Annotated in this window: 9 protein-coding genes; 3 read left to right on the forward strand and 6 right to left on the reverse strand. The window is 58.7% G+C overall.

Translation table 11 applies throughout. From position 1 onward, the window contains the following. The first annotated feature begins 192 nt into the window (after positions 1–192). Positions 193–2,403: an LTA synthase family protein gene (locus UIA24_RS15230; RefSeq protein ID WP_330523202.1), complete on the forward strand. Its 2,211-nt coding sequence runs from the start codon at positions 193–195 to the stop codon at positions 2,401–2,403. 50 nt (positions 2,404–2,453) lie between these two features. Here the strand turns inward: UIA24_RS15230 and UIA24_RS15235 are convergent, their stop codons facing one another. Together UIA24_RS15235 and UIA24_RS15240 are read right to left on the reverse strand one after the other, a co-directional pair. Then, on the reverse strand, positions 2,454–3,560 hold the full coding sequence (locus UIA24_RS15235) for a hypothetical protein (protein ID WP_330523203.1): 1,107 nt from the start codon (positions 3,558–3,560) through the stop codon (positions 2,454–2,456). Further along, positions 3,560–4,732 carry a DUF2252 domain-containing protein gene (locus tag UIA24_RS15240; RefSeq protein WP_330523204.1) on the reverse strand — a complete coding sequence of 391 codons (1,173 nt, stop codon included), beginning with the start codon at positions 4,730–4,732 and terminating at the stop codon, positions 3,560–3,562. Before UIA24_RS15240 ends, UIA24_RS15235 begins: the two co-directional genes overlap by 1 nt. A 550-nt stretch (positions 4,733–5,282) precedes the next feature. On the opposite strand from UIA24_RS15240, the gene UIA24_RS15245 reads away from it, so the two are divergent. Both UIA24_RS15245 and UIA24_RS15250 read left to right on the forward strand, forming a co-directional pair. Next, complete coding sequence (locus UIA24_RS15245) at positions 5,283–5,705, forward strand: potassium channel family protein (RefSeq protein ID WP_099773887.1); 423 nt, start codon at positions 5,283–5,285, stop codon at positions 5,703–5,705. Between the two features lie 68 nt (positions 5,706–5,773). Then, positions 5,774–6,784 (forward strand): sensor domain-containing diguanylate cyclase, encoded by a 1,011-nt coding sequence (locus tag UIA24_RS15250; protein ID WP_442963037.1) that lies wholly within the window; start codon positions 5,774–5,776, stop codon positions 6,782–6,784. A 70-nt stretch (positions 6,785–6,854) separates the two neighbouring features. Here UIA24_RS15250 and lpdA read toward each other — a convergent pair whose 3' ends face one another. Genes lpdA through UIA24_RS15270 form a run of 4 tightly spaced genes read right to left on the reverse strand, consistent with a single transcriptional unit; the run spans position 6,855 to position 11,831 of the window. Next, a complete protein-coding gene (gene lpdA, locus UIA24_RS15255) occupies positions 6,855–8,246 on the reverse strand; it encodes a dihydrolipoyl dehydrogenase (protein ID WP_330523206.1) in 1,392 nt (463 codons plus the stop codon). 2 nt (positions 8,247–8,248) lie between these two features. Continuing rightward, positions 8,249–9,538 carry a dihydrolipoamide acetyltransferase family protein gene (locus UIA24_RS15260; protein WP_330523207.1) on the reverse strand — a complete coding sequence of 430 codons (1,290 nt, stop codon included), beginning with the start codon at positions 9,536–9,538 and terminating at the stop codon, positions 8,249–8,251. Beyond that, positions 9,539–10,597, reverse strand: coding sequence for an alpha-ketoacid dehydrogenase subunit beta (locus UIA24_RS15265; protein ID WP_065759703.1), 1,059 nt, complete (start codon positions 10,595–10,597; stop codon positions 9,539–9,541). Position 10,598: 1 nt separating this feature from the next. Next, positions 10,599–11,831, reverse strand: coding sequence for a 3-methyl-2-oxobutanoate dehydrogenase (2-methylpropanoyl-transferring) subunit alpha (locus UIA24_RS15270; protein WP_065759704.1), 1,233 nt, complete (start codon positions 11,829–11,831; stop codon positions 10,599–10,601). Positions 11,832–11,996 lie beyond the last annotated feature (165 nt).

Here is an 11,996-nt window from a genome sequence, read left to right on the forward strand (position 1 = left end):
CCCATGTGAGAGTAGGTCATCGTCAAGATTAAATTCCGAAACCCCTATCTGCACATGCAGGTAGGGGTTTTGTCTTTCTGGCCTGGAAACGTCGCCAGTGATGCCGCCTCCTGTAGTTGCTCCCCCTTTCTTGCCTTTCGCTTGGTACCATTCAGCACATGTTTATGACGCTTTGATGGCTGGAAGGTTTTTGTGAATGTTATACGTCGCTGGCTACAGCACCCGCATGCTCGTCTAACTGCTCTGGTCGGGCTGGTGCTGCTCATGCCGTTGTGCCTGCGTGCAGCGTTAGGTTGGTCTGATGTATTTGGATACCTGTCCGACATGGCCATCGGCAGTCTACTCATTGTGTTGCTGCATCAGCGACCGTGGTGGTTGGCGCTTCCGGTGTTGCTGGTGTGGAGCCTGTTGACACTGGCTGCTGCCGAGCTGGTCAGTGCAGTGGGGCGGCTGCCGAACATTACAGACCTGCACTACCTGGTCGATCCTCAGTTCCTGGAGAATTCCACCGGAGGCGGTTTCGCTCAACCCTGGCTTGCTGCCGCGTTGTTGATCGGCCTTACGGTATGGCTCATCACCCAATGGGCAGCACCTTCGGCGTTGTCCCCTCGTTGGTCTGGCAAAGCCTGGGCTGCACCAGTATTGCTATTGGTTACCCACTGGGGGGGACAGCACCTGCATGCCTCCGATGCAGATCAATGGCATCTGTTCAATCTGCCGCATCAGCTTTTGGCTGCCAGTGCTGGTGATCTTCAGACGCGAGCGCAAGAGTGGTGGGAGGGCGACGTTACCGAGGTTGCTCCCCAGATGGCAGGGCTTACGCAGTTGGATCTGAATGGCGAAAGGTTGCTGCCAGCCGCGGGGCGCGCACGCAACGTGCTGATTATCGCGCTGGAAGGTATTCCTGGCGCCTATGTTGGGGTCAATCGTCAGGCGTTGCACAGCCGCTATCAGGAAAACCTGATGCCTAATTTGACGCGCTGGTCAGAGCGCGGGATGAACACGCCGGACTATGTGCTGCACAGCCACCAGACGATTCGGGGTCTGTACGCCATGCTGTGCGGTGATTACGACAAGCTCGACAATGGTACCCCGAAGGGAGTCGAGATGCTGACTCAGAGCGAGCGTAACCAGGCGTGCCTGCCTGCTCAGCTACGCAAGCACGGTTTTGCCACGCACTACCTGCAAGGTGCAGGTCTGCGTTTCATGGCTAAAGACAAGATCATGCCGCACATCGGCTTCGAGACTACGCTGGGCCTAGATTGGTTTACCAACGCCTCGTACCTGGATTTTCCTTGGGGTAAGGATGACAAGGCGTTTTTCGAGGGCGCACTGGATTACGTTGGGCAGTTACAGAAACAGCCGAAGCCCTGGATGCTCACCCTGCTGACCGTCGGTACGCACCAGCCGTACTCCGCGCCCGAGGATTACCTACAGCGTTATGAAACACCCAAGCAGGCTGCTGTGGGTTATCTGGATGATGCGCTTGGGCAGTTCCTTGCGGGCCTGGAGCGCCAAGGCATCTTGAAAGACACACTGGTGGTTATCACCTCGGACGAATCCCACGGTATCGATGGGGTGCGGCTGGCTTCATCCTGGGGGTTCAACCTGATGCTGGCACCTGAACAGGAGCAACTGCCCAAGGTGAACACCGGGGTTTATGGGCATGTCGACCTGAGTGCCTCGATACTCGACTATTTTGCGTTGCCTGTACCGGAGGCCCTGAGTGGTCGTTCGCTGTTTCGAAACTATGAGACGGGTCGTGAGATCATGTCATTCACCAATGGCAAGCTGCGTTATCACGATGGCCAGGGGACGTTGACCGAGTGCGATTTTCAACAACGCTGCCGCTACTACGCCAGCCCAGGCTTCATTGTGGATCGGGTAACCTTACTCGGACAATATGGCGGCCAGCGTGCACGACAGATCGCGGCACGGGCTGCTGCCCTGGATCAGACGTTGCTGCGCACGCCATTGAATCAGCACTACCAGTTCGGCAGTGCAGCCATCATCCCGCTTAAAGCACAGATCGACGATGATTGGGCAGATAACCTGATCGGTGCCCAGTATCTGGAAATGCCGAAGGGGTCACATACGCGTGTGCGCCTGACTGTGCGCTCTGCGGACCCACAGCACAACGCCTACATCCTGCTCAAGGCCAAGCAGTTGGAGCAGGATGTGCCACTGGCGCTGCCTGCGGAAATGCTCGTTACACCGGATCAACCGCTGGAGATGGATTTCAGTTTCTACAACCCGGAACCGCGCAAGGCATTTTCCTTCCATCTTCTGGGGTACGGGCAGGGGGCTGTTGAGGTGAGCGACTTCACTGTTGTCACTGAGTCAACGGCGCAGCAGGAGGGGCTGGATGAGGTTTCGGAGGAGAGCATTGCTCAATCCAGTTAGACCTTGCCACCTACAGACAGCAGGTTTGCTTACCTTGTATCGCAACCCTATCAGTTAGCCGGCACGGTTATGACAGGCGCCTGTGGTGCTACCCCCGTCTCGGCCAACGAGAACAGGACGAGGATAAACAGGAACTCTGATTTGGAACGCATGTCTCGGTCGTCGATCCAGAACCAATAGCCGCGATAGGGTACGGCGGCATAGGCATCTGCTGGGCGGGTCGCACTTGAATGGATACGTACCAGTGGCTGGTCCCACAGGCTATTCGGGTCTGGCTCGGGAGGCGCCGGGTTCGCCCGGCCCTCCTGCAAATGAATCGGCGGTACTTCGGCTGTTGCGGCGAGCTCCACGAATATTTCCGACATGGAGCGGGTGAGTAACGCTACCTCGGTGTCGTTGCGTTGCACCATGCCGAAGGTCAGTGCCAGCTCAGTCGCATCGGGACGCAAATTCAGGATTTCCCTTACGGCACGACTGTCGTTGCTGACTGCGTCAGGCACGCCACGGTTGACAATGATCAGCGTATTTTCTTTGTCACCAGGCTGGTTGATTCGCATCCCCAAGGCTTCTGAGCGTTGTATTCGCCTGAGGGTTTCAAGCATCTGATAAAAGCGTGGATCTGCTGCGCGTGCGCGGACAGTGGAGGCCGACCGGTTGTATACACCGTTCACCGCTCGTGTGGTCAGTTGCAATACCCGATCAATGGGGTAGCCCGCCTGGATCAGAGAAAATACTGCGGCAGGGGAAAGGGGTTGTAACAGGTAGCGGGAGAACTTCTCCCCTGAGATGGGGGTATAGCTGATGGTTGGGCGATCGGTATAACGGCCATAGGCACCGATTGCCTGGCTGTTTCCGTCATTGGGCCATCCGGAAAACCAACTGGCTCCCAGGCTGACCTGGCTCTCCATGGCGCTGGAACTGATCACGGATGACACATCCAGATAGACCGGAGCATCGCCATAGCGCAGCTTGACGATGTTGAGCAGCGTTTGCTCCTTCCAGGTCGTGGCCAGTGCACCGCCATAGTCGGTTCGATCACGTTGCACCGAGGCCGGCCCCAGGGTGGTGCACCCCGCGATGTAGAACGCTGCGGCGAGCAGCGTAGCGATACGGGTGGGGCTCAGTAAGCACTTGATTTTCGGTGCAGAGGGGGGCATTACTCCTCCTCGATCAGCGCTTTGATCCGCCCGGATCTTTCTGCCGCCACCAGCGCGGCATGGTCTTTGGCGTTTTGATTGGCATAGGCCATGGCAAATTTGCCGATGGCTTTGTCGAATTCATCCGATTTGCCCAGATAGCCGCTGATCATTGCGGCATCGCCCGATTTGGCATGTGATCGGGCCAGTGTCATACCGCACATCTCTGCGTACATCTTCAGCTGTGCTGCTGTCGCGCGTTCAATAGGTGCCGACATTTTCATGTCCCGCAACTGCCGAACAAAAAAGTGGCGACCATTTTTGCCTTGAGTCCACCCCAGAAATATATCGCTGGAAGACTGCATCAAGCGCTGCCCGGTAACCACGCGCTGACCGTTGTTTGCGTAGGTGCTCTTGCCCGCATAAGGTTCAAGGACGGAAGGGCTCGCTTCCTTGAACTGCAGGAGCAGTGGGTGGTTTTCCGCAGAAAAGAACAGGCCGACAAAACAGTAGGTACCGACACTGCCGATACCAACGGCTTTGACCGCAATATCTTCCATGCGGTAACGATCGAAAAGCACCCGGCGTTCATGGGGTAGAGAAATTCTGTAATCGTCCAGTGCTATTTTGACGTTCTGCTCAAAGTCCTTTTCATAAACGTGAAACAGTATGGGCGGTTGATCGATCAGGCGTCGCCGTCCACCAACCTCGCTGCTGATGGTCGGATAGAGGTAGTCGCCGACACGGGTCTTGGCTTTTGCAATCAATTCTTCCCGATTCCTTCTGATTTTTGAGTTGGGTGACATCTCAAGAATCGTTTGGGCATCGAGACGGTCATACCAGACTTCCAGCGGGCTCATTTTTGAACATTCACGCAGGCGCTCACGGTAAGCCCGAACACATTCGACTGCGCAGGCTTCAGCTTCCTTGGCGCTGAACTGGTTATCGCGTGCCGCTACCGCAAAGCTGATCGCCAGACGTTTGACATCCCACTCCCATGGCGCAGGAAGTGTTTCGTCGAAGTCGTTGATGTCGAAAATCAGGTTGCGCTCGGGGGTCGCAAACAGTCCGAAATTCAATAGATGACAATCGCCGCAAGCCTGGACGTGGATGCCGGTACTCGGGGTCATGGCCAGGTCGTGGGCCATCAGGCCGGCCGAACCACGCAGGAAGGTAAACGCGCTGCGTAGCATGCGTCCATAACGAATGGGTACCAGGCTGGCAAGGCGGTAGCGGTTGGAGGTTTCGAGAATGTCGATAGGGTTGCGGTGCTTGCGTGGTGGTTTCCATACCGCATGGCTGGACAGCGGTACTTTCTCACGCAGGCTTTCGCCCTGGTGAAGGCGTTCTTTGCGTGAGCGGAAGCTGGGCTCCAATACATGGGTTGCCGATTTTTTCGCTGCGCGTTTGGTCGATGATTTCTTGTTGGAAGGCATTTTTACTCCTGTGCGCAACACTCTTGAAGTCACCAGTCAGCCTGGCTTGTTACCCCTGAATCAACCTTCCAGTATGGTAAATGCGGCATCGCGAGGAGCCGTTTGGGGGGCGCCTCACTCAAGCGTAGCAGCTTGGATCGGGTGCGTAGGATGCGCATCGGTGCGTGCGCACTGCACCTGTTTTCCATGTTGCCCTGCTGTCACCGTGTTCGTGCAGAACCTATTTGAAAAGCTAAAATCACGGTGCCATGCGGTTGTATGGATCAGTTGCAAGGGGCAGCAGGTTTGCCATTCTTGGGGCATCACTATGTTGCACAACATGCTGACAGGCTTACCGGTAATGCTGTTGTGCCTGATTCTGCAGGCACTGTTTGTTGTGCTCACGCTACGTCTTTACCTGCGCCTGCGGCCGCAGAGTGGCAAAATCGGCCCTGTGACCAGCATCATGTTGTTGTCGCTGGTGATGTCGCTGATGCTGTTTGGCAACTTCATCCAGATGGCCCTGTGGGCCGTGCTGTATCTGCTGCTAGGCGAGTTCACCGACTTTTCTACAGCGGTTTATTTCTCTGGCGTAACCTTTTCCACGGTCGGTTATGGCGATGTGGTGTTGTCAGAACATTGGCGCCTGCTCAGCCCGCTGGAGGCTGGTAACGGCATTCTGATGTTCGGTGTCTCGACGGCAATGATGACCGCCACACTGGCAGACATTATCAAGCGCCATAACCGTTGATCCCGTACCAGCGTCGGTACTGTGCTTTAGTCTATTCAGTTCAGTGGAACAAGCGGTAAACAGGGGGAATGGCGGTGAGTCATGAATCCACACACACGAAGGTAGTGCCTGGCGAATTTGCTGAAGAGCAACTGAACACGCTGCTGGATCTGATCAGCGATGGTATCTGGGACTGGAATGCCAACACAGGTCATGTCTACCGCAACCCGGGTTGGTACCGGATGCTTGGCCATGCCAGCCATTCGCTGGACAACACGGTGTTCACCTGGGAACGTCTCATTCACCCGGAGGACTATCCACGGGTGATGGCGCATTTTGAGGCCTACCTGAACCAGCAGGTCGATGAGTACCGCATTGAGTACCGTTGTCGTCGTCGGGATGGCAGTTACCTGTGGGTCGAAGACCGTGGCCGTGTGATCGCACGTAACGCTGACGGTTCGGTTGCGCGGATGCTTGGCGCCCATCGCGATATCGATGATCGCAAGCGCCTGGTGCAGCAACTCGAGCAGAAGAATCACTCACTGGAAGCCCTGGTTGCTGCGCGAACCCGCGAGTTGTCCTGGGTCAATGAGCAACTGCAGCGCCAGCTCGAAGATAATCGCGTTCTGGCCGAGCGCGACGCGCTGACGCTGGTTGCCAACCGTTATCGCCTGGAAAAGGTGCTGCGCCAAGAGTGTGAGCGCTCTCGACGGTTTCGCCAGCCGCTTTCATTGGTCGTCATCGATCTGGATGACTTCAAGCTGATCAATGACCGATATGGCCATGTCCGAGGCGACCGGGTACTCCTTCAGGTGGTCGAGTGCATCAAGACCTGTTTGCGCTCACAGGACCTGCTCGCGCGTTGGGGCGGCGATGAGTTCATGATTGTCATGCCCCACAGCACGCAAGCGCTTGCCCGTGAGCGGGCGGAGTGCATCCTGCAGCAATTGAGTCAGCTTCCCGCTGTGGGGGAGTATCGATTGACTGCCAGTTTCGGTGTGGCTGAATGGGCGAATGAAGAACTGCCAGAGCAATTGGTCAACCGCGCCGATCAAGTGTTGTACAGTGCCAAAGCTGCAGGTAAGAACCGGGTCGGTTGAGCCTGCCGGTATCTGGAACGTAAAACGCCCACCTTGCGGTGGGCGTTAACACGTGTGACGCAGTGCTGGGTTACAAATGCAGAGCGTGCCCCAGTGCGCGCAATGCTGCTTCCTGTACGGCTTCACCCAAGGTCGGGTGTGCGTGAATGGTGCCAGCGACATCTTCAAGGCAGGCGCCCATCTCCAGTGACTGCGCGAAGGCTGTGGACAGCTCCGAAACGCCCACGCCCACCGCTTGCCAGCCAAGAATCAGGTGGTTGTCGCGGCGCGCAACCACGCGTACGAAGCCACTTTTCGATTCCAGGGTCATGGCGCGACCGTTGGCTGCGAAGGGGAATTGCGCAACGATGCAGTCCAGACCTTCCTGTTGCACGTTCTCAGGCGTTTTGCCGACCACTACCAGCTCCGGATCGGTGAAACACACGGCGGCAATGGCTACCGGCTCGAAGCGGCGTTGCTTGCCTGCAATCAGTTCGGCAACCATTTCGCCTTGTGCCATTGCGCGGTGCGCGAGCATCGGTTCACCGCTCAGGTCGCCAATCGCCCAGACATTGCGCATGCTGGTTTGGCAATGTGCGTCGATGGCAATGGCGCTGCCGTTCATTTTCAGGTCGAGGGACTCCAGATTGAAGCCCTGAGTCCGTGGACGGCGACCAACAGCCACCAGTACCTGATCGGTAGCCAATGACAGTGGCTCACCGGCCGGGTCGCGCACATTCAGGCTCTGCGTGGCAGCATCAAAGCCTTCGACGCTGTGCTTGAGGTACAGGGTAATACCGAGCTTTTTCAGCGACTCGGCTACTGGCTGTGTGAGTTCGCTGTCGTAGGTGGGCAGGATCCGCTCACGGGCTTCGACCACGCTGACTTCGACGCCCAGTTTGCGGTAAGCAATACCCAGCTCAAGGCCAATGTAGCCGGCCCCGACGACAGTCAGGCGCTTGGGCAGATGAGTGGGCGCCAAGGCTTCGGTGGACGAAACAATCGGGCCGCCCAACGGCAGTATGGGCAGTTCGACGCTGCTGGAACCGGTGGCGAGCAGCAGGTGCTCGCACTGGACGCGCAGGTCCTGGCCATCAACCTCGACCGTTTTGCCGTCAAGGATGCGCGCCCAGCCGTGGATCACCTTCACGCCATGCTTTTTCAGCAGGGCCGCGACCCCGCTGGTCAGGCGATCGACGATACCGTCTTTCCAGGCAACGCTTTGCGTGATGTCCAGAATCGGCGGTGCGACATGGATACCCAGTGCTGAGTGCTGACTGTGGGCGTGGGTTTGGTGGAACTGCTCGGCGACATGGATCAGCGCCTTGGACGGAATGCAGCCGATGTTCAGGCAGGTTCCGCCCAGTGCCTGACCTTCGATCAGTACGGTCGGGATGCCCAGCTGGCCGGCACGAATCGCCGCCACATAGCCGCCGGGGCCGCCACCAATGATCAGCAGGGTGGTGTTCAGGGTCTGTTGCATGGTCACTCCACAAACAGGCTGGCGGGTTGTTCGAGCAGGCCACGAATGGCCTGAATGAAGAGCGCTGCGTCCATGCCGTCGACCACCCGGTGATCGAACGAACTGGAGAGGTTCATCATTTTGCGCACAACGATCTGGCCCTTGACGACCATGGGGCGTTCGACAATGCGGTTGACACCGACAATGGCCACCTCTGGGGTGTTGACCACCGGGGTGCTGACGATCCCGCCTAATGCGCCGAGGCTGGTCAGGGTGATGGTCGAGCCGGAAAGCTCCTCACGGCTGGCCTTGTTGGTGCGCGCAGCGGTAGCCAGCCGAACGATTTCGCTGGCATTGGTCCACAGGCTGCCGGCTTCTGCGTGGCGTAACACCGGCACCATCAGGCCGTTGTCGCCTTGGGTCGCGATGCCAACATGCACGGCACCGTGGCGGGTAATGACCTGTGCTTCATCGTCGTAGTGCGCATTGATTTGCGGGAAATCACGCAAGGCCACGACCATGGCGCGGACCAGGAACGGCAGCAGAGTCAGTTTGCCGCGGCTGTCGCCCCATTTTTCATTGAGATGGACGCGCAGTTCTTCCAGCGCTGTGACGTCGATTTCCTCGACGTAGCTGAAGTGTGCTACCCGACGCTTGGCATCCTGCATGCGTTGGGCGATCTTGCGGCGCAGGCCGATCACCGGAATTTGTTCGGCATCGGTGCGCTTGGCGTAGCCGCCAGGTACGGAGGCGGAGGTTGTGGTCGGCTGCGCCAAAAACGCATCCAGGTCTTCATGCAGGATACGTCCGGCAGGGCCACTGCCCTGAACGTAGCGCAGCTCGATACCGGCATCCAGCGCGCGTTTGCGTACGGCGGGTGATGCGAGTGGCCGCTCGTTGGCCTCACGCGCAACAAACGGCGCCGGTTCGTACGATGCCGCTGCAGCAGTCGGGGCTTTGGGAGCTGTAGCTGCTGCTTCAGGGGCAGGGGCAGGGGCAGGCACCGCCGGGGCCACGGTTGCCTGGGGCGCCGCAGCAGGTGCCGAAGTGGCTTCTTGCAGGTTGCCGGCCCCCTCGACTTCGATGCGTATCAGCTCGCTGCCCACGGCCATGACTTCACCGGGCTGACCGCCAAGGGCCAGCACCTTGCCGCTGACAGGAGAGGGAATCTCCACTGTCGCCTTGTCAGTCATGACGTCAGCGACGACCTGATCTTCGGTGATGGTGTCGCCGACTTTGACGAACCACTCCACCAGCTCAACTTGTGCGATGCCTTCGCCGATGTCCGGCATCTTGATGACGTGCGTGCCCATTCAGACCTCCATGACCCGTTTCAATGCCGCGCCCACTCGTGATGGGCCGGGGAAGTACGCCCACTCCTGTGCGTGCGGGTAGGGGGTGTCCCAACCGGTGACGCGTTCGATCGGCGCTTCAAGGTAATGGAAGCAATGCTCCTGGATCAGAGCGACCAGCTCGGCGCCAAAACCACAGGTGCGGGTGGCTTCATGCACGACTACGCAGCGACCGGTCTTCTTCACGGAGTTGACGATAGTTTCCAGGTCCAGCGGCCATAGGCTGCGCAGGTCGATGACCTCGGCGTCGATCCCCACTTCTTCGGCGGCCACCTGGGACACATACACCGTGGTGCCGTAGGTCAGTACGGTAACGGCTTTGCCTGGACGGGTGATGGCGGCCTTGTCCAGTGGGACGGTGTAGTAACCGTCCGGCACGGCGCTGGCCGGGTGTTTTGACCACGGGGTTACCGGACGGTCGTGATGGCCGTCGAACGGGCCGTTGTACAGGCGCTTGGGCTCGAGGAAAATCACCGGGTCATCGTTCTCGATCGAGGCGATCAACAGGCCCTTGGCGTCGTACGGGTTGGATGGCATGACGGTGCGCAGCCCACACACCTGAGTGAACATCGCCTCAGGGCTCTGGCTGTGAGTCTGGCCGCCGTAGATACCGCCACCACAGGGCATGCGCAGGGTCAGTGGGGCGATGAACTCGCCGGCCGACCGGTAGCGCAGGCGGGCCATTTCCGACACGATCTGGTCGGAGGCGGGGTAGAAGTAGTCGGCGAACTGAATCTCCACGACCGGGCGCAGGCCATAGGCACCCATGCCCACGGCGGTACCGACGATGCCGCTCTCGGAGATCGGCGCATCAAAAACGCGGGATTTGCCGTACTTGTTCTGCAGGCCTTCGGTGCAGCGGAACACGCCGCCGAAGTAGCCGACGTCCTGGCCGTAGATCACCACGTTGTCATCGCGCTCTAGCATGATGTCCATGGCCGAGCGCAGGGCCTGGATCATGGTCATTGTGGTCGTCGCCATGGCCGTTTCCAACTGGATATTGTTGTTGTGATCGTTCATGTCAGATCCCCAGTTCCTGGCGTTGCCGACGCAGGTGCTCAGGCATTTCCTTATAGACGTCCTCGAAGATGGACGCCGGGCTTGGCATCTGGCCGCCCGCAAGGGTGCCATACTGCTCAGCCTCTTTCTGCGCGGCGATGATCTCGGCTTCCAGTTCGGCGCTGACTTCCTGATGCTCTTTCTCGGACCATTGGCCGATGGCGATCAGGTGTTGTTTCAGGCGCATGATCGGGTCGCCCAGCGGGAAGTGGCTCCAGTCGTCGGCCGGACGGTACTTGGAGGGATCGTCCGACGTCGAGTGTGGGCCGGCACGGTAGGTCACCCATTCGATCAGGCTCGGTCCCATGCCGCGCCGCGCACGTTCTGCGGCCCATTGCGAGGCCGCGTAGACAGCAATGAAGTCGTTACCGTCGACCCGCAGTGAGGCAATCCCGCAACCCACGCCACGGCCGGCGAAGGTGGTGGATTCGCCCCCGGCGATGGCCTGGAAGGTCGAGATAGCCCACTGATTGTTCACTACGTTGAGGATCACGGGTGCACGGTAGACGTGGGCAAACGTCAAGGCCGTGTGGAAATCCGACTCGGCGGTAGCCCCGTCGCCGATCCAGGCGGATGCGATCTTGGTGTCGCCCTTGATGGCCGACGCCATGGCCCAGCCTACGGCCTGCACGAACTGGGTCGCGAGGTTGCCGCTGATGCTGAAGAAGCCGGCGTCACGCACCGAATACATGATCGGCAGTTGACGGCCCTTGAGCGGGTCGCGCTCGTTGGACAGCAGCTGGCAGATCATGTCTACCAGCGATACATCACGCGCCATCAGGATGCTTTGCTGACGGTAGGTCGGAAAGCACATGTCGGTGCGGTTCAAGGCCAGGGCCTGGGCGCTGCCGATGGCTTCCTCGCCGAGGCTCTGCATATAAAAGGACATTTTCTTCTGGCGCTGGGCAACCACCATGCGGTTGTCGAACAACCGCGTCTTGAGCATGGTCCGCATGCCTTGGCGCAAGACCTGCGGCTCAATGCCTTCAGCCCATGGGCCGAGTGCGTTGCCTTGGTCGTCGAGCACGCGGATCAGGCTATACGCCAGGTCTGCAGTGTCAGCTGCTTCAACATCGATAGGGGGTTTGCGAACCTTTCCGGCGTCGTTCAGGCGCAGGTAGGAAAAGTCGGTCTGGCAGCCTGGCCGGCCTGTAGGCTCGGGCACATGCAAACGCAGGGGGGCGTACTCGTTCATGCTTTTTTACGCTCGCTCTGTCTTGTGTTTTTGTGAGCTTTGAAGCGGTCGCTACTGACGTTGGCTTGTGACCAGGCAGTCAGTCTTGTCCTACATCATATTCCCGAGCCTGAAGAATATTTTTCTGATGTTCATTGCCTTTACGATAGCTTGCGGATAAATATT

This window comes from Pseudomonas sp. AL 58 (genome assembly GCF_036348395.1).
GTDB lineage: Bacteria > Pseudomonadota > Gammaproteobacteria > Pseudomonadales > Pseudomonadaceae > Aquipseudomonas > Aquipseudomonas defluvii.